This is a genomic window from Ruegeria sp. BG9, assembly GCF_056538305.1.
In genome coordinates, this window is the sequence record NZ_JBQFSY010000013.1 from 62,283 (window position 1) to 79,858 (window position 17,576).

15 protein-coding genes are annotated in these 17,576 nt (G+C 58.3%); 14 read left to right on the plus strand and 1 reads right to left on the minus strand.

Annotation, left to right across the window (positions count from 1 at the left end; all coding sequences use genetic code 11):
• Positions 1 to 62: 62 nt before the first annotated feature.
• From ACR0I8_RS20605 to ACR0I8_RS20635, 7 genes are all read left to right on the plus strand, one after another.
• Positions 63 to 2,114, plus strand: a complete 2,052-nt coding sequence (locus ACR0I8_RS20605; RefSeq protein WP_170692668.1) for an ABC transporter substrate-binding protein — start codon at positions 63 to 65, stop codon at positions 2,112 to 2,114.
• A gap of 89 nt (positions 2,115 to 2,203) precedes the next feature.
• Positions 2,204 to 3,196, plus strand: coding sequence for an ABC transporter permease (locus tag ACR0I8_RS20610; RefSeq protein WP_480703573.1), 993 nt, complete (start codon positions 2,204 to 2,206; stop codon positions 3,194 to 3,196).
• A gap of 1 nt (position 3,197) precedes the next feature.
• A complete protein-coding gene (locus ACR0I8_RS20615; RefSeq protein ID WP_170692670.1) occupies positions 3,198 to 4,361 on the plus strand; it encodes an ABC transporter permease in 1,164 nt (387 codons plus the stop codon).
• A complete protein-coding gene (locus ACR0I8_RS20620) occupies positions 4,361 to 6,295 on the plus strand; it encodes an ABC transporter ATP-binding protein (protein ID WP_170692672.1) in 1,935 nt (644 codons plus the stop codon). Before ACR0I8_RS20615 ends, ACR0I8_RS20620 begins: the two co-directional genes overlap by 1 nt.
• A 96-nt stretch (positions 6,296 to 6,391) precedes the next feature.
• Positions 6,392 to 7,579, plus strand: coding sequence for a 2-aminoethylphosphonate--pyruvate transaminase (locus ACR0I8_RS20625; protein ID WP_480703576.1), 1,188 nt, complete (start codon positions 6,392 to 6,394; stop codon positions 7,577 to 7,579).
• Positions 7,580 to 7,593: 14 nt separating this feature from the next.
• Positions 7,594 to 8,382 (plus strand): phosphonoacetaldehyde hydrolase, encoded by a 789-nt coding sequence (gene phnX, locus ACR0I8_RS20630; protein ID WP_170692676.1) that lies wholly within the window; start codon positions 7,594 to 7,596, stop codon positions 8,380 to 8,382.
• A 4-nt stretch (positions 8,383 to 8,386) separates the two neighbouring features.
• Positions 8,387 to 9,823 carry a sulfatase-like hydrolase/transferase gene (locus ACR0I8_RS20635; RefSeq protein ID WP_170692678.1) on the plus strand — a complete coding sequence of 479 codons (1,437 nt, stop codon included), beginning with the start codon at positions 8,387 to 8,389 and terminating at the stop codon, positions 9,821 to 9,823.
• Between the two features lie 54 nt (positions 9,824 to 9,877).
• Here the strand turns inward: ACR0I8_RS20635 and ACR0I8_RS20640 are convergent, their stop codons facing one another.
• Positions 9,878 to 10,711 carry an IclR family transcriptional regulator gene (locus ACR0I8_RS20640; RefSeq protein WP_170692680.1) on the minus strand — a complete coding sequence of 278 codons (834 nt, stop codon included), beginning with the start codon at positions 10,709 to 10,711 and terminating at the stop codon, positions 9,878 to 9,880.
• A 246-nt stretch (positions 10,712 to 10,957) separates the two neighbouring features.
• Here ACR0I8_RS20640 and ACR0I8_RS20645 point away from each other — a divergent pair, with 246 nt between their 5' ends.
• From ACR0I8_RS20645 to ACR0I8_RS20675, 7 genes are all read left to right on the plus strand, one after another.
• Positions 10,958 to 12,052, plus strand: a complete 1,095-nt coding sequence (locus ACR0I8_RS20645; protein WP_170380352.1) for a TRAP transporter substrate-binding protein — start codon at positions 10,958 to 10,960, stop codon at positions 12,050 to 12,052.
• Positions 12,053 to 12,133: 81 nt separating this feature from the next.
• Positions 12,134 to 12,742 carry a TRAP transporter small permease subunit gene (locus ACR0I8_RS20650; RefSeq protein WP_170380353.1) on the plus strand — a complete coding sequence of 203 codons (609 nt, stop codon included), beginning with the start codon at positions 12,134 to 12,136 and terminating at the stop codon, positions 12,740 to 12,742.
• Entirely contained in the window at positions 12,735 to 14,099 is a 1,365-nt protein-coding gene (locus ACR0I8_RS20655) for a TRAP transporter large permease (protein ID WP_170380354.1), read from the plus strand. Before ACR0I8_RS20650 ends, ACR0I8_RS20655 begins: the two co-directional genes overlap by 8 nt.
• Positions 14,096 to 15,451: an amidase gene (locus ACR0I8_RS20660; protein ID WP_170692682.1), complete on the plus strand. Its 1,356-nt coding sequence runs from the start codon at positions 14,096 to 14,098 to the stop codon at positions 15,449 to 15,451. The genes ACR0I8_RS20655 and ACR0I8_RS20660 overlap by 4 nt, the downstream gene beginning before the upstream one ends.
• Positions 15,452 to 15,455: 4 nt before the next feature.
• Positions 15,456 to 15,650 carry a hypothetical protein gene (locus ACR0I8_RS20665; RefSeq protein ID WP_170380356.1) on the plus strand — a complete coding sequence of 65 codons (195 nt, stop codon included), beginning with the start codon at positions 15,456 to 15,458 and terminating at the stop codon, positions 15,648 to 15,650.
• Positions 15,651 to 15,654: 4 nt separating this feature from the next.
• Complete coding sequence (locus ACR0I8_RS20670; RefSeq protein WP_170640145.1) at positions 15,655 to 16,617, plus strand: 2-hydroxyacid dehydrogenase; 963 nt, start codon at positions 15,655 to 15,657, stop codon at positions 16,615 to 16,617.
• A 15-nt stretch (positions 16,618 to 16,632) separates the two neighbouring features.
• Positions 16,633 to 17,505 (plus strand): NAD(P)-dependent oxidoreductase, encoded by an 873-nt coding sequence (locus ACR0I8_RS20675; protein WP_170380358.1) that lies wholly within the window; start codon positions 16,633 to 16,635, stop codon positions 17,503 to 17,505.
• Positions 17,506 to 17,576 lie beyond the last annotated feature (71 nt).

Genomic DNA, 17,576 nt, shown 5'->3' on the forward strand with positions numbered 1-17,576 from the left:
CTCATTATTAAACTGTTACAATAGCCCCTTAACCGGGTCGTCGAACAAACCTGGAGGTTGTCATGACGATCCGTCATATTCTGATGTCCACTGCCGCGACGATGATTGCGGTTCCCGCGCTGGCAAATTGCCCTGGCGCCACCGTCGCTGATCCAATGGGGCTGGAGCCCGCTTTCCCGCAGCAGTTGGAACTGGCCGAGCTGCAATCGGCTGCATCCTGCACCCTGGAATTCTCGGAAAACCCAGCGATTGCCGACCTGAACGGCAAAATCCTTGGCAACGCCGACCTAGCCGCTGTTGCAGACCGTTTGCCGACCGAGCCTCTGGTCGTGATGCCCTATGACAGCATCGGCCAGTATGGCGGCGCGATCACCGGCATCTCGAAAGCGACCGAGTCGGGCACGTCGGACCTGCTGTCTGTGCGCCACGTGAACTTTGTGCGCTATGCGGATGACCTGCAGACGGTTGTGCCCAACGTCGCCAAGGCATGGGACTGGAACGAAGACAAAACCGTTCTGACGATCACGCTGCGTGAAGGCCACAAATGGTCGGATGGCGAACCCTTCACCGCCGAAGACGTTGCCTTCTGGTATAATGACCTGCTGCTGAACACCGACATACTGGAAAAAACTCCGGATCGCTGGCTGTTCGCAGGCGAGCCGATCAAGGTTGAGGCGGTTGACGACGTGACCGTCCGCATGACCTTCCCGGTACCGACGCCGGGCATTCTGAACCGCTTTGCCGTCGACTATGGCCAGCCGTTCCAGCCCAAGCATTTCCTGGGCCAGTTCATGCCCAAATACAACGAAAACGCCGATGCACTGGCGCAGGAATACGGTTTCGCCAACGGGGCCGAAGCGGTTGATTTCTACTATGGCGGCTCGGACTGGAAAGACGTTCCCTCGCCGCTGCTGAAAGACGCCGACAAAGCAGCTGCCATCGGCCGTGCGGTTGTGCCGACCCTGGAAAGCCACATCGTTGTCGAAGAGACCTCGGAAGGGCGCAAACTGGTGGCGAACCCCTATTTCCACCAGGTCGACACCGCGGGTAACCAGCTGCCCTATATCAACGAAATCGTTGAGAGCTATGTCAGCGACAAGGAAGTTCAGAACCTCAAGGTCATGAACGGAGAGGTTGTCTGGAAACAGCAAGCGATCTTCCTGGAAGACTTCCCGCTGCTGAAAGAGAACGAAGGCAAAGGCGGCTACACGATCCAGTTCGCGCCGACCCTGGGTGAAAACGTGTTCTTCTCGTTCAACCGCACCCATAACGACGAGGTGCTGCGCGAGATCTTCAACGATGTGCGCTTCAACCGTGCCATGTCGCTGGCGATGAACCGTGATGAAATCAACGAGATCGTCTATCTGGGTCAGGGCACTCCGATGCAGGGTGTTCCGGCCGAGCCAAAGACCGTGTCGTTCATCTCGGACGACGTGCTGAACAAAGACATCGCCTATGATGTCGAAGGCGCCAAGGCCCTTCTGGCCGAAATGGGTCTGAGCGACAGCGACGGCGACGGCACGTTGGAGCGTCCGGACGGCAAGCCTCTGGTCATTCGTCTGGTCTATTCCTCGCAGGGTGTTCCGGTGAAAATGATGGAGCTGGTGCGGGATTACTGGACCGCCGTGGGCGTCCGCGTCGACCTGAAAGAGGTCACCTCGGACGAATACCGCGCCTCGGGCAACAACAACGATCTGGACCTGACGACCTGGAAATATGACGGCAATGCCGGCCCGACCATCTCGCAGGATACCACCGTTTTCGTGCCGCCGTTTGGTGACTTCTTCAACCCGGGCACCGGTGCCAAATGGGCCACATGGAAACAGACCGATGGGGCCGAAGGCGTTGAACCCCCAGCCGATATCCAGAAGCTGTGGGAGCTGAGCGAGAAGTTCATTCAGGCTGAGTTCGGCTCGGACACCAGCAATGAAATCGGTGCGGAAATCGTCAAGATCCACACGGACAACATGCTGAAGATCGGCACCGTCGGTGACATCGTTGCCCCCTTCCTGTGGCGCAACGATCTGCAGAACGTCAAACCCATCAAGTCGAAAACCTACGACTTCTACTGGACCTACCCCTACCGCCCCTCGCAGTGGTGGCTGGAACAGTAACCCCCATACGGGTTTGACATTTTCCTCCGGGGCGTTTGCAGCAGACGCCCCGGAGTTTGCAGTCCAAGCTGCAATCTCGGGACAGACGCATGCTCAGATTCACTGCCGAACGACTAGTAGGGATGGCCATCACGATGCTTTTGGTGTCGATGATGGTGTTCCTGATCATGGAAATCCCGCCCGGAGACTACGCCGACCGCTACGCGTTCCGGAAATACTCGGGCACTGGGGTCAACGTGACCGAGGCCGATGTGCAAGCCATCCGTCAGGAGCTGGGATTGGACAAGCCGATGTTGCTTCGGTATTTCGACTGGATCGGGGGTATCGTTCTACGTTGGGATTTCGGGCAGGCCTTCGCCTTTGAAACCTCGGTCACCAAGGTGATCGGTGACAAGGTCTGGCTGACCGCAGGCATCCTGTTCGCGACGCTGATCCTGACCTACCTGATCTCGGTCCCGGTTGGGATCTACGCAGCCGTGCGGCGCGGTTCGGCCATTGACTACGGTCTGACGATTTTCTCGTATCTGGGCCTCGCGCTGCCGAACTTTCTGCTGGCACTGGTCATGCTGTATTTCGCCAACCGCTGGTTCGGGGCGGATATCGGTGGGTTGTTCTCGGCCCAGTATCAGGACGCTCCGTGGAGCGTGGCCAAGGTCTGGGATATGCTAAAACACCTATGGTTGCCTGCGGTGGTTCTGGCCTGGTCGGCGGTGGCCTACCAGATCCAGACCGTGCGCGCGACCATGTCGGATGAGCTGAACAAGCTGTCCGTCACCGCAGCCCGCGCGCGCGGTGTGCCCGAGCGGAAGTTGCTGATCAAATACCCGGCCCGGCTGGCGATCAACCCGGTCGTCTCGACCATCGGGTTTGACGTGAACCGTATCTTTTCCGAGCTGCCGATCGTGGCCGTGGTTCTGGGCCTGACCGAACTGGGTGAGCTGCTGCTGAAAGCGTATCTCGACCTCGACATGAACGTGGCGGGTGCGATCCTGCTGATGCTGACCTTTGCCATCGTGTTCATGAATTTCCTTTCCGATCTGCTGTTGGCGTGGCTCGACCCGCGCATCAAGCTGGGGGCGTGACATGACCGATATGACAGATCCCGAAATGACCCCGGCCCAGCGTCGGGCTGCGGAAAAAGAACGTCAGCAGCTGCTGAAATACTATTCAGCCTCGCAATGGACCCTGATCTGGTGGCGTTTCAAAAAGCACCGCGCCGCGATGTATGCCTCAATCGTGCTGGGGCTGATGGCGCTGGCCGGTTTGTTTGCCGAAATCGTGGCCCCTTATGGCCCGGTCACGCGCGATACCTCCTACATCGAAGGTCCGCCGCAAATCCCGCGCTTTTGCGATGACAATGGATGCTCTGTCGTGCCCTTTATCAACGGCACCAAGACCGAGCGTGATCCGGTGACCCTGCGGGCCGTCTCGGTGCCCGATCCCGAGGTGCGCAACTATCTGGGGCTGTTCGTCAAAGGCGAACCAGTCAAGGTTCTGGGCTTTATTCCAACCGACCGCCACCTAATCGGCTTGCAGAACCCGGACGCCAAGATCCATTTCTGGGGCACGGATGATCTGGGGCGGGATGTGTTCTCGCGCACCATCTATGCCACGCGGACCTCTCTTTCGATTGGTGTGATCGGGGTGCTGATCTCATTCGTGCTGGCGCTGATCATCGGCGGGTTTGCCGGGTATTTCAGCGGCCTCATCGACAACATCATCCAGCGCGTGACCGAGGTGATCCGGGTTGTGCCCATCATCCCGCTTTACATGGGACTGGCGGCCGCCATGCCCAAGGAGTGGTCGACCACACAGGTCTATTTTGCGATGACACTGATCCTTGGCCTTTTTGGCTGGCCGACACTGGCACGGCGCATCCGGTCTCAGCTTCTGTCGATCCGGAACGAAGACTATGTGGTTGCGGCCCGACTGGCCGGCGCGCGCCCCAAGCGCATCATCGGTCAGCACATGCTGCCAAGCTTCACCAGCTTCATCATCGTCGATCTGGTGATCTCGTTCCCCTACATGATCCTGTCGGAGACCGCGCTGTCATTCGTTGGCCTGGGCCTGCGCCCGCCGTCGGTCTCGTGGGGTGTTCTGCTGCAACAGGCGCAATCGGTGCGCGCGATTGAGCAAACCCCATGGCTGTTCATTCCCGCCGTATTCGTCGTGGTGGCCGTTCTCGCCTTCACAGTGATCGGCGACGGGCTACGCGACGCGGCTGACCCTTATGCGGAGGCGAAGTGATGGCAAACATCCTCGACGTCAAAAACCTGACCCTGTCTTTCCGCACCGATGAAGGGCTGATCCAGCCGGTTCGCGATGTCTCCTTCTCGCTTGAGAAGGGTAAAACGCTGGGTATCGTGGGTGAAAGTGGCTCGGGTAAGTCCGTGTCGACCAAAGCGGTGATGCAGCTTCTGCCAAGCATTGCCAGCATCAATCAGGGGTCCGAGATCAACTACATCATGAAAGATGGAAAATCCGTCGATCTGGCCAAGGTGCGCCCCCATAGCCCGCGGATGGGCGTGATCCGCGGCGGTGAGATCGGGATGATCTTTCAGGAGCCGATGGCCAGCTTTTCGCCGATCTACACCATCGGCAACCAGATCATGGAGGCGATCCAGCTGCATCGCGGGCTCAACAAACGGCTGGCGCGTGAGCTGGCGATAGAGATGCTGGACAAGGTCGGCATCACCAACCCCTCCGCCCGCGTCGATCAGTTCCCGCATGAGATGTCGGGTGGCATGCGCCAGAGGGCCATGATCGCTCTGGCCCTCTCGGCGGGCCCGCAACTGCTGATCGCGGATGAGCCGACAACCGCTTTGGACGTGACCATTCAGGCGCAGGTTCTGCAACTGATGCGTGATCTGCAGGCTGAGCTGGGCATGAGCATGATTTTCATCACCCACGATCTGGGTGTGGTCGCTCAGGTCGCGGACGACATTGCAGTGATGTATAAGGGCGAGATTGTCGAGCGTGGCACCGTGCGCGAGGTCATCAACAACCCGCAACAGGCCTATACCCAGCGCTTGCTGGACGCGGTTCCGCGGTTGGACAAAGTCGTCCCGCCCGCGCCGTTGAAGAAAGCGCGAAAGCTGATTGACGTCCACAATCTGGGCGTCGCGTTCGAGGTGCGGAAGAAGAAACTGTTCCGAACCGAGGTTGAAACGGTCCGCGCGGTTGGTGACATCACCTTCGACATCCTTAAGGGCGAAACCGTGGGTCTTGTCGGCGAAAGTGGGTCGGGCAAAACCACCGTTGGTCGCGCGATGCTACGCGCTATTGATCCCAGCGAAGGCGAGGTGATCTTTCACCGCAAGAAAAAGGGCGATATCGATCTTGCCAACGCCTCCGAGGCTGAGCTGCGCGCGGTGCGCAGCAAGATCAACATGGCGTTCCATGAAGGGCCGGTTCAGTTGCACACCCTTGGTGGCAACTTGCTGCGCAGCTTCCGCCCGGAAATGAGCCTTGTCTTTCAGGACCCGTATTCCTCACTGAACCCGCGCATGACGGTGCGGGATATCATCGCCGAACCGCTGGTGGCCTCGGGCCTGATGACAGACCGGGATCAGATCGACGAGCGGGTGCGCGAGATCGCGGCGCGTTGTAAAATCGATCTGGAGCATCTGCGCCGCTTCCCGCATGCGTTCTCCGGTGGGCAGCGGCAGCGGATCTGCATTGCGCGCGCGCTGGTTTCCAAGCCCAAGTTTGTTGTTTGCGACGAATGCGTTTCGGCGCTGGATGTGTCGATTCAGGCCGAGATCGTCGCGCTTTTAAAGGACGTGCAGGCCGAACTTGGTGTCAGCTTCCTGTTCATCGCTCATGACCTAGCGGTGGTCGCACAGATCTCGCACCGGGTGGCGGTGATGTATCGTGGGCGGTTCATGGAATATGGCCCGACTGACAAGATCTTTTTCAACCCGCAGCACCCTTACACCAAGGCGTTGCTGTCCGCCGTACCACACCCTGATCCAGACGCCGAATTCAAACCGATCCGTTTTGAGGGCGACATGATCCATCCCGTTGCCTTCTCTGGCCCGGACGGGGTGTCGCTGCGCATCCCTGATCAGCCCTCGGACGAGCCGATCCAGCTGGTAGAGGTGGATGAGGGGCATTTCGTGGCCTGTCATCTGGATCAGCACGTGACCGCGGAAAGGACCAAGACGCTGGAACCCGCTTAGCCGGTCGAAATGCCCTTGCGGGGGTCACTGGAAAACTGTAGCCAAGCCATAGCTCGAACCTATGTTATGGCACCATTCATATAGAAGATGAATGACATGATTGATCACACCCAAAAACTGCCATCGCCGCATTTCGGTGAACCGTATCTGTTGACTCCGGGCCCATTGACCACGTCGCTGCCAGTGAAAGAGGCGATGCTGCGCGACTGGGGCAGCTGGGACGCTGATTTCCGCGCCATGACGGCTGAGTTGCGTAGCCGCCTGCTGGATATTCTGGGGAAGGACAAAGCCCGCTATGACTGTGTGCCTTTGCAGGGCAGCGGCTCTTACGTGGTCGAGGCGATGCTGGGTAGCTTTGTGCCCAAAGACGGCAAGGTGCTGGTGTTGTGCAACGGCGCCTATGGCAAACGAGCGGTACAGACTCTGGGTTATCTTGGCCGTGACTACGCCGTAATCGACATGGGGGACTATTTGCCGCCGCGCGGGGATCAGGTGGCCGCGGCTTTGCAGGCCGACCCCGCGATCACGCATGTGCTGGCCATCCATTGCGAGACCAGCTCGGGCATCCTCAACCCGCTGCAAGAGATCTCTGACGCCACGCAAGCGGCTGGCCGCAAGCTTTTGGTTGATTCCATGTCGGCCTTCGGTGCTGTTCCGCTCGAGCCGCATGTGATCCCGTTTCAGGCCATGGTCAGCTCGGCCAACAAATGCATCGAAGGCGTGCCAGGCTTTGGTTTTGTGATCGTCGAAACAGATGCGATCAAGGCGGCGGAAGGCAATAGCCATTCGCTCAGCCTGGATGTTCACGCCCAATGGGCCGCGATGGAGAAAACGGGCCAGTGGCGCTTTACCCCGCCCACGCATGTGGTTGCGTCTTTCGTCGAAGCACTGCGCGCGCATGAGGCCGAGGGCGGCGTCGCCGCACGGGGCGCGCGGTATCTTGAGAACCGCAAGACGCTGGTCAAAGGGATGCGCGCGCTGGGCTTTGTCACATTGCTGGACGATGAGTGGCTGTCGCCGATCATCACCACCTTCTTCTGCCCCGGTCATCCGAGTTTTGCGTTTCCGGATTTCTATAACCGCATGAAAGCGCGCGGATTTATCCTGTATCCCGGCAAACTCACAGCAGCCGAAAGCTTCCGGATTGGCCACATCGGACAAGTCGATGCGCATGTGATGCAAGCGGTCGTTGACACCGCAGCCGAGGTGCTGCGTGACATGGGGGTCGACAGTGCCAGACCCTCGGACGAAACACTCAAACAGAAACAGGTTGAACCTGCCTGACGAAAGGAAAGACAATGAGCAAATTCAAAGCCGCCGTGTTTGATTGGGCGGGGACAATGGTCGATTTCGGATCATTCGCGCCGATGGGCGTGTTTGTTAAGGCCTTCGCCAAGTTCGATATCGAAGCCACGATCGAACAGGCCCGCGCACCGATGGGCGCGCCCAAATGGGATCACATCCGCACCATGATGGATATGCCCGAAATCGCCTCCCAGTGGGAGGCAAAATACGGCAACGCGCCCACCGATCAGGATGTCGACAAGGTCTATGAGATCTTTGTGCCGATGAACGAAAGAGTCGCCGCCGACTACGCGGATCTGGTTCCGGGAGGCAAAGCTGCGATTGACGATCTGCGGTCCATGGGCCTCAAGATCGGATCGACCACGGGCTATACCCGCTCAATCATGGAGAACGTCCTGCCGGTTGCCGCCGCTCAAGGCTATGAGCCGGACAATTTGGTCTGTTCCGACGACCTGCCCGAAGGCCGCCCCGGCCCGCTGGGCATGTATAAATGCATGGTCGATCTGGTGGTCTATCCGCCAGCGGCGATCATCAAGGTCGATGACACCGAACCGGGCATCAAAGAGGGCGTCGCGGCTGGCTGTCTGACCGTAGGTGTGTCTTTGTCCGGCAACGCAGTGGGCAAGACACCGGAGGAACTGGCTGCTCTGTCCGCAGAAGAGGTTGACGAACTGCGCCAGCATGCGACCAAGATCCTGAAGGACGCCGGTGCGGACTATGTGATCGACACGGTTGCCGATCTGCCCGCGCTGATCCGTGAACTGGACAGCGCAGAGGCCTGACCCCATGCTGAAGAAGGCTCCGCGCAATTTTCTGTTCATCGTCATCGATCAGTTCCGCGCGGACCTTCTAACGGGTGCTTTAGGCCAGCATGTGCCGCTGCCCAACATTCGCGCTCTGGCCGCGCGGTCGGTGCATTTCCGCAACCATCATACAGTTGTGGTGCCCTGCGGTCCGGCCCGTGCAAGCTTGCTGACGGGTCAATACGCCATGAACCACGGATCGGTTCAGAACGGCGTTCCGCTGCGGCGCGATATCCCCAACCTTGCAACGGCGCTGCGCACCATTGGGCGAGAGCTGTTGTTGTTCGGCTATACAGATACGCAGCCTGATCCCAGAGGCTTGCACCCGAATGACCCGGCGCATCTCTCCTACACAGGGCCGATCCCAGGGATCACCGAGGTCACCGAGATGCGCGAGGAAGCGTGGGAGTGGCTCGCCCATCTCAGATCGCGTGGCTATGACGTGCCGGATGCAGGCGACCTGAATGCGCTCTACAAACCTAAGAACGACACTCTCGGAGGGCCTGCGCTCTATGACGCGCAGGACAGTGATACCGCGTACCTGACCGACCGGGTTTTGGCGCATCTTGACGTTCGCAAATCTCAGCCGTGGTCTGCCATGGTCACCTACATCCGGCCGCATCCCCCGTTTGTTGCCCCCGCGCCGTATAACGATTTGATCAACCCGCAGGACATCCCGCCACCGGTTGAGGCCACTTTTGAGCATCCTTTTTTCGAAGCCTATCATTCCCGCCCAAGCGGTACGGATATGTTCTGGGGTTTTGACGGACAGCAAGATGCCATGACGCCCGAGCAGATCGCTCTCTGCAGGTCCACCTATCTTGGGCTTGCCGCCGAAGTCGATCACCATATCGGTCGGATTTTTGAATGGTTGGAAAACGTGGGTCAGTTGAACGACACACTGATCGTGTTGACTGCCGATCACGGAGAGATGCTGGGCGATCTTGGTCTTTGGGGAAAGCAGACCCCGTTCCGCGCCGCCTCCCACGTGCCCCTGATGATCGGGCATCCAGATCTTGCGCCCGAAGATATCGACGTATTGACCCAGTCGATTGACGTGGCCCCGACGGTTCTGTCGGCGCTTGAGGCGACAACGCCGCCCGAGATGCAGGGCTGTAATCTTTTGGCGGCCAACCGACCCGACGGGCACGAGGCCATGGTAGAGCTTGAGCTTGGATCCGCGACCGGCCAAGGGCGCTTTGAAACCGCATGGCAGTGCCCGCCCGAGCATTGCCGCACAATCGCGTTTGAGAAAGACGGATACCGGCTTGCGCATTTCGCGACGGATATTGAGCCGATGCTTTTTGATGTCGAAAATGATCCCGATTGCACCCGGAATCTCGCGCGGGAAGATCTGCCCCGACTGCATCACCTGCGGGCTGAGGCGCTGTCACACAGGATGAGAAAAGGCTCGGTCTGAGGTGACCTCGGGGCCTGACTCCCAAAGCTTAAAACGGTTGAAAAAGCAAAGAAATTAACTCTGAGGTGAGGAATTCCGGAGCTTTTCAGAAATGCTTGCCGCAGTCTCAACAACCGACGCGGCCAAGGTTTCAAGCTTGTTGTCGGGGAATCTGCTGATGGGCCCAGACACTGAAACGCCAGCGACGACATTCTCCAACGAGTCGAATACAGGCGCCGCGATACAGCGTAGGCCTGGAAAACGCTCTTCATCGTCGATTGCCCATCCTCTTTGCCGGGATGTCTGCAGCTCGTCCTTGAGCTTTTGTTTGTCCGTAATCGAATTGGGCGTCTGCTGAACCAGTGTCAGTGGGTCCAGTAGCTTTTCAAGTGCAGCCTCATCCATATACGCCATGATGGCTTTGCCGACACCGGATGTATGAAAATAGGCTGCGGTTCCATTCTTGATCGAGGCGCGGATCGGGTTTTCGGATTCCACCTGAATCAGATACAGCAGCTGCCCGCCTTCCTCAATTGCAAGGTTTACGGTCTCTCCGGTTTCCTTGGACAGCTTGCGCATCGCGGCTGGTGCGACCTCCAGCAAATTCGAGGCTTCCTCAAACGTGTTGCCGATCCGATAGGCCTGCGGTCCGACGCGCCACTTACCATGTTCGGCATCGTTAACCACCATTCCTCGCTGTTGAAGCGTGGTCAGAAGCCGGTGCGCCGTCGCCGTTGGAATGCCTGTCGTTCTTGCGATGTCGACAAGCGTCGCGCCCCGGGCATCTGCAATGGCAATCAGGACACGAATCCCACGATCCAGCGCCCCGACCAGAGAACCTGCGGGCTTTTCTTCATTCGCTTTCAGGCGTGGGCGCCCGCGTCTTGCAACTGTTTTTGGTTCGTTCATTTTTGGCGCGTTTGTCATCTGGCTTGTTGTGAAAAGAGTCTAGCTTGTTCGCAAGTGCAAAAAAATGAAAATAATAAATGGATTAAAAACAATAAATTGCGCCTATTTTGACGCTCAAAATGAAAGAGTTTCCAAAATATTTTGAAAAATCGCGAATCTGGCTTATCGTAGATTCTATCCGCTGGAGGGCGGGTTTGGTGCCAATGCCGAAGGGATATCGGCGACGGCCCAGTCTAGGGAGGAAACATGACAAAATCTTTGAACCGCAGAAACTTTCTGCGCGGCTCCGCTGTTGTAGGTGCTGGTGCGCTTGCTGCTCCGGCTGTCCATGCGCAGGAAGGAACGACAATGAAGATGCAGGCAGCCTGGGGCGGCGGCATCTTTCTTGAGAACGCGCAATCCTACGTCAACCGCGTCAATGAAATGTCCGGTGGCAAACTGACGATCGAACTTCTGCCTGTGAATTCGGTCGTAAAAACCAGCCAGATGCAGGACGCGGTCCACCGCGGCGTTCTGGACGCGGCGCATTACGTTCCGGCCTACTGGTACTCGAAATCCAAGACGGCATCGCTGTTCGGAACGGGTCCGTGCTTTGGCTGGTCCAGCCAAGAGGTTCTGGGCTGGGTGAACTATGGCGGCGGTCAGGAACTGTTTGACGAGCTGATGGGCATCCTTGGCCTGAACGTTGTGTCCTTCTTCAACTCGCCCATGCCCGCACAGCCACTGGGTTGGTTCAAAGAGGAAATCACAAGCTCGGATCAGATGAACGGTCTGAAATACCGTACAGTTGGTCTTGCGGCAGATGTTCTGCTTGAGATGGGCATGTCCGTTGTGCAGCTGCCCGGGGGCGAGATCCAGCCCGCGATGAAGTCCGGCCTGATTGATGCGGCCGAGTTCAACAACCCCACATCCGACCGCGACTTTGGTATGCAGGACGTGTCCAAACACTATCATCTGGCCTCGTTCCACCAGAGCCAGGAGTTCTTCGAGGTCACGTTCAACAAGGACAAGTTCAACGCGCTTGCGCCCGAGCTTCAGGCGATCCTGAAATACGCGTCCGAGGCCGAGAACTCGAACTTCTACTGGAACAACACCAAGCGCTACGCTGACGATCTGGTGACGCTGGCCGAAGAGCAGGGTGTCAACGTGTATCGCACGCCTGACAGCGTGATGCAGGCTCAGCTTGAGGCTTGGGATGTTGTGGTCGAAAGGATCTCGAACGAAGATCCGTTCTTTGCCAAGGTCGTCGACAGCCAGAAGGCCTATGCGAAGACTGTCATGAACTACCTCAACCTCAACCAGCCTGACTACAAGCTGGCGTATAAGCACTACTTCGGCTGAGGCCTGACACTCTTTGAAAACGGAAGGTCGCGCTGGTGCGCGGCTTTCTGAACTGCGGGCGGAACAGGCGAGGAACTGACCTTGATCAAGACAATCCACGCCATCGAAGGGCTAAGCCAATGGGTCGGCAAAGCCTTCGGTTGGTGCATCCTAATACTGACACTTTCGGTGTCCTACGAAGTGTTCGTCCGGTATGTGCTGAACAAACCGACCGTCTGGGCGTTCGATATGATGGTGCAGATGTATGGCGCCCTTTTCCTGATGGCCGGGGCCTATGCGCTGGCGCAAGACGCGCATGTGCGCGGCGACGTGCTGTACCGCCTGTTCTCGGTCCGCTGGCAGGCGCGGGTCGATTTCGTTCTGTATATCATCTTTTTCTTTCCCGGCATGTTTGCCCTGTTCTGGTACGGCTGGGAAATCGCCAAGGACAGTTGGCGCTATGAAGAGGTGAGCTGGAACAGCCCCGCCAGAATTCAGATCTACTTCTTCAAAACCCTGATCCCGGTCGCTGGTGTGTTGCTGATGCTGCAAGGGCTTGCCGAGATGGCAAGATGCTGGCTGGCGATGAGGAATGGCGTCTGGCTCGACCGTTTGGATGACGTGCGTGAGACCGAAGACATGCTGATGGAATCAACCGTCGACCGAATTCATACAACAGGCACCAAGCAAGGAGGTCGCAGCGATGACTGACCCACAAGTCGCCATCCTGATGCTCAGCCTCTTTATTGTACTGGTGCTGCTGGGCTTTCCGATTGCGTTCACACTGCTCGCCATGGGCGTCGCGTTCGGGTACTACGCCTATTACCAGTCCGCGCCCGAGAGCATTGCGGACATCTTCAACAACAACATCTTCTACCTGCTGAACCAGAACACCTATTCGGTGATGGAGAATGACACGCTTGTTGCCATCCCCTTGTTCCTGTTCATGGGCTACGTGGTCGAAAGGGCGAATATCGTCGACCGTCTGTTCTTTTCGCTCTACATGGCAGCCCGCAACCTGCCTGGGTCTCTGGCGATCGCGGCGCTGCTGACCTGTGCGGTGTTCTCGACAGCGTCGGGGATTGTGGGCGCGGTTGTCACCCTGATGGGATTGCTGGCCTATCCGGCAATGGCCAACGCGGGGTATCAGCGCAGTTTTGCCTCGGGCGTGATCTGCGCCGGTGGAACCTTGGGCATCCTGATCCCGCCGTCGATCATGTTGATCGTCTACGCCGCCATTGCTGAACTTTCTCCTCTGCGCCTCTATGCAGCGGCGGTCTTTCCGGGCCTCATGCTGGCGGGTCTCTACATCGTCTACGTCATGGTGCGCGTCTGGCTGAACCCGTCGCTGGCCCCCAAACCGCAGGAGGATGATGTTCCGCCAAAACGGCAGATTTACATGGACCTGCTGATTTCGTTCGTGCCGTTGACCGTTTTGATCCTGCTGGTGCTTGGATCAATCCTCGGCGGTCTTGCAACGCCGGCCGAAGCGGCCGCGATGGGCGCATTGGGCGGGCTTGTGCTGGCAGTGCTCTACCGGTCGCTCACCTGGGACAAGGTCAAGCAAAGCGTCTTCCTCACGGCCAAGGCAACCGCCATGGTGTGCTGGTTGTTCGTGGGCTCGTGGACCTTTGCGTCGATCTTTTCGTATCTCGGCGGGCATGACGTGATCGAGCATTGGGTTGTTGGTATGAACCTTCAGCCCTGGCAGTTCCTGGTGCTTGCGCAGTTGATCATCTTCCTGCTGGGCTGGCCGCTTGAATGGTCCGAGATTCTGATCATCTTCGTGCCGATCTTCCTGCCCATGCTCGAAACGTTTGGCGTCAACCCGTATTTCTTCGCGATGCTGGTGGCTCTGAACTTGCAGACCTCATTCCTGACACCACCGATGGCCATGTCGGCCTACTATTTGAAGGGGGTCCTCAAGAACCAGATTCAACTGATGGAGATCTTCCGAGGTCTGATGCCCTATCTGGCCATCGTGATCCTGTGCATGGTGCTGATGTATCAGTTCCCGGGCATCGCGCTGTGGCTGCCTGACTACCTCTTCGGGGTCTGGGTGCCATGACCAAACACGATCTGTCATTGTTCTCGGCGGTTCAATCCGCCGAGGGCATTCGGGACGGGCGTATCTTGTCCGAAGCGCTGGTCGAGGACTGTCTCAAACGCATCGAAGAGACCGACGGCACCATCCGCGCCTGGGCTTACCTGGATGCAGGCGTAGCGCTGGATCAGGCGCGTGAGCTGGATCGCATTCGCAAGGCCGGACGGGCGACAGGCCCCTTGCACGGCGTGCCCATCGGGCTAAAGGACATTGTCGATACAAAAGACATGCCCACGCAGCGGGGCACACCGATCTTTTCGGGTCAGCAGCCGGAGGCAGATGCTAGGCTCGTAGAGTGCTTGCGCGAGGCCGGCGCCGTCATCATGGGCAAGACTAAGACGACCGAGCTTGCCTTCATGCATCCGACCGACACCACCAACCCTTTTGATGCGACCAGAACACCAGGGGGGTCGTCCAGCGGATCGGCAGCGGCCGTTGCGGCAAGACATGTGCCTCTGGCCATCGGCACCCAGACAGGGGGCTCGGTTATCCGCCCGGCCTCTTACTGCGGCGTCTATGGTTTCAAACCCACGCGCGGAATGATCTCGCGACATGGGGTTTTCAGGACGTCGGTCTCTTTGGACCACGTTGGGGGGTTCGCCAACGCGCTGGAAGATATCGCTTTGCTGACAGATGTGGTCGCCGGATATGACCAGCGCGATCCCGCCAGCTTTGCCCGGCCGCGAGCGGATATGCTGTCCGGCGCGCAGGCTGATGTTCCGGTCGAGCCTAACATTGCCTGGCTGGAATTTCCATTCAACGACCGCCTTGATGAAGATGCGCTTGAGGGGCTGAACGCCGTTATCGAGGGGCTTGGTGGAAGGGTCGAACGTTTTTCGGTATCGCCGCAACTGGCCGATTTGATCACCGTTCACAAAACGATCTATGACTTTGAAATTCGCCAGAACATGGCCGAAATCTCGAATGCGCATTGGCCGGAACTCAGCCCCGAGATGCAATCCGCAATCACCCGCGGCGGAGATATTAACGAGGCCCAATATGAAGACGCCTTGGCAGTCATGGCGTCCGCGCAAGGCTTTTTTGCCGAGTATTTCAATGAATTCGACGCGATCTTGGCCCCGGCAGCTACCGGTGAAGCCGTTCCGCAGAGCGCGGGGCATACCGGAGATTCCGTTTTCTGCCTCACCTGGACGCTGGCAGGTTTGCCCTGCCTCACGCTGCCTTTGTTGGTGGGGCAGAATGACCTGCCCATTGGTGTCCAGCTGATCGGCGCGGTCGAAGAGGACGACCGGCTTCTTCGGACAGCTTCATGGGTTCAAAGAACCCTCAGAACGCAAGAATTAAAGGGAGAGTAATCCTATGTCACGACTGACAAATATTCTCATGGGCCTCATCGGCACCGGCTTGATGATGGTGTTCGTTCTCGGGCTTGCCCACAGTATCTCGACCGGTTTCGCCGGGTTCTGGGGCGGGTTTCCATTCTTGTGTATTGCGGTCTTCGTAATAGCCCTGGCGCTGTACAATTTCTGGGAAGACGCGATCAAAAAGGACTGACCCCATGAGCGATAGACCCGTTCTCTGGCTACCGCGTCGGGTGTCCGATGCCACGATTGCGCGCGCGCGACAAGGCTATGACGTGATCCTGAACGAGGCCGACACGCCGGGCACGGCGGACGAGATCATCGCCATGAGCGCAAGGGTCGACGCGATGATGCCCTGTCACTCGGAACATTTCTCGGCCGAGGTCGTCTCAAAGCTCGATCCACGGCTGAAGATTGTAGCGAACCATTCAGTGGGCGTAGATCATTGTGACCTTCCGGCGTTGGCGGCGAAGGGGATTGTCGTGACAAACACGCCCGACGTGCTGTCGGACGCCACGGCCGAGCTTGCGATGTTGCTGATGCTGGGTGCCGCGCGGCATGCGGTCCGAGGGGACCGCCTGATGCGCACCGGTGCCTGGGACAGCTGGAGCCCGTCTTTCATGGTAGGCAAACAGCTCACCGGCGCTCGGCTTGGGATTGTCGGTATGGGTCGTGTGGGCCGCGCGTTCGCAGAAAAGGCGCGCGGTTTTGAAATGGAGGTTCACTACTTCAACCGCACCCGCCTGTCGCCTGAACAAGAGCAAGGCGCGACATATCACGGCAGCATCGACACGTTGTTGACGGTCGCGGATTTCCTGTCGCTGCATTGTCCCGCAACACCGGAAACCGTGAACCTGTTGGATGCTGAAAACCTGGCAAAGCTGCCTGACGGCGCGGTTCTGGTGAACTCGGCAAGGGGTGCGCTTGTTGACGAAGACGCTTTGCTGAGCGCAATCGAAAGCGGAAAGCTGGCGGCTGCCGGGCTTGATTGTTTCAAGACCGAGCCGGGTGGAAACCCAAAATTCGCCGCGCATGAAAACATCTTCATGCTGCCGCATATCGGCAGCGCCACAACCAAAACCCGAGACGCTATGGGCTTTCGAGCGTTGGACAATCTGGATGCTTTTTTTGCGGGTCAAACACCGCGAGACCTTTTGTAGTAGAGGACATAAGTAATGGCTAAACTTGCTTTTCTCGGCCTGGGCGTGATGGGCTATCCGATGGCAGGCCACTTGCAGGCTGCAGGCCACGACGTGACTGTTTTCAACCGGACGGCAGCCAAAGCCGAAGCCTGGGTTGCCGAACATGGTGGCTCGATGGCCGCAACCCCGCGCGAGGCGGCCGAGGGGGCAGAATTTGTCATGACCTGTGTGGGGAATGACGATGACCTACGCAGCGTGTGCACCGGGGCAGACGGAGCTTTCTCCGGGATGTCGCAAAGCACAACGCTCGTGGATCACACGACCGTTTCAGCTAAAGTCACACGCGAGTTGTATGCGGCAGCGAAGGATCAGGGTTTGGGCTTTGTAGACGCGCCGATTTCGGGCGGTCAGGCGGGGGCCGAAAACGGTGTCCTTTCGATCATGTGCGGCGGGGATCAGTCTGTTTACGATGCAGCCGAGCCGATCATGCAGGTCTATTCGAAGATCTGTCGTCGGATTGGCGAAAGCGGTGCGGGTCAGATGACGAAGATGAGCAACCAGATTGCGATCGCCGGTCTGGTTCAGGGTTTGAGTGAAGCCCTGCACTTTGCCGAGAAAGCCGGTCTGGACGGGCGCGCGGTCGTCGAGGTTATCAGTCAAGGCGCAGCTGGAAGCTGGCAGATGGCGAACAGGTACGAGACGATGCTGGACGACCACTTTGACCACGGGTTTGCCGTAGATTGGATGCGCAAAGATCTGGGGATTTGTCTTGATACTGCAAATGAAACCGGGGCGAGCCTTCCGGTGACGGCGTTGGTCGATCAGTTTTACAAGGATGTTCAGAAACTCGGCGGCGGCCGCTGGGATACTTCGTCTTTGCTAAAGAGACTTCGGGCTCTGGATTGAACAACACGTCTGCGATTTCGATGCCTCCCAGCTGAGCGCTTGCAAAGCAAACCGAGGTAGGGCGGCGATTT

Coding starts and splice junctions, on each gene's coding strand:
- ACR0I8_RS20605 (WP_170692668.1), top strand. CDS start 63: ATGACGATCCGTCATATTCTGATGTCCACTGCCGCGACGATGATTGCG.
- ACR0I8_RS20610 (WP_480703573.1), top strand. CDS start 2,204: ATGCTCAGATTCACTGCCGAACGACTAGTAGGGATGGCCATCACGATG.
- ACR0I8_RS20615 (WP_170692670.1), top strand. CDS start 3,198: ATGACCGATATGACAGATCCCGAAATGACCCCGGCCCAGCGTCGGGCT.
- ACR0I8_RS20620 (WP_170692672.1), top strand. CDS start 4,361: ATGGCAAACATCCTCGACGTCAAAAACCTGACCCTGTCTTTCCGCACC.
- ACR0I8_RS20625 (WP_480703576.1), top strand. CDS start 6,392: ATGATTGATCACACCCAAAAACTGCCATCGCCGCATTTCGGTGAACCG.
- phnX (WP_170692676.1), top strand. CDS start 7,594: ATGAGCAAATTCAAAGCCGCCGTGTTTGATTGGGCGGGGACAATGGTC.
- ACR0I8_RS20635 (WP_170692678.1), top strand. CDS start 8,387: ATGCTGAAGAAGGCTCCGCGCAATTTTCTGTTCATCGTCATCGATCAG.
- ACR0I8_RS20640 (WP_170692680.1), bottom strand. CDS start 10,711: ATGAACGAACCAAAAACAGTTGCAAGACGCGGGCGCCCACGCCTGAAA.
- ACR0I8_RS20645 (WP_170380352.1), top strand. CDS start 10,958: ATGACAAAATCTTTGAACCGCAGAAACTTTCTGCGCGGCTCCGCTGTT.
- ACR0I8_RS20655 (WP_170380354.1), top strand. CDS start 12,735: ATGACTGACCCACAAGTCGCCATCCTGATGCTCAGCCTCTTTATTGTA.
- ACR0I8_RS20660 (WP_170692682.1), top strand. CDS start 14,096: ATGACCAAACACGATCTGTCATTGTTCTCGGCGGTTCAATCCGCCGAG.
- ACR0I8_RS20665 (WP_170380356.1), top strand. CDS start 15,456: ATGTCACGACTGACAAATATTCTCATGGGCCTCATCGGCACCGGCTTG.
- ACR0I8_RS20670 (WP_170640145.1), top strand. CDS start 15,655: ATGAGCGATAGACCCGTTCTCTGGCTACCGCGTCGGGTGTCCGATGCC.
- ACR0I8_RS20675 (WP_170380358.1), top strand. CDS start 16,633: ATGGCTAAACTTGCTTTTCTCGGCCTGGGCGTGATGGGCTATCCGATG.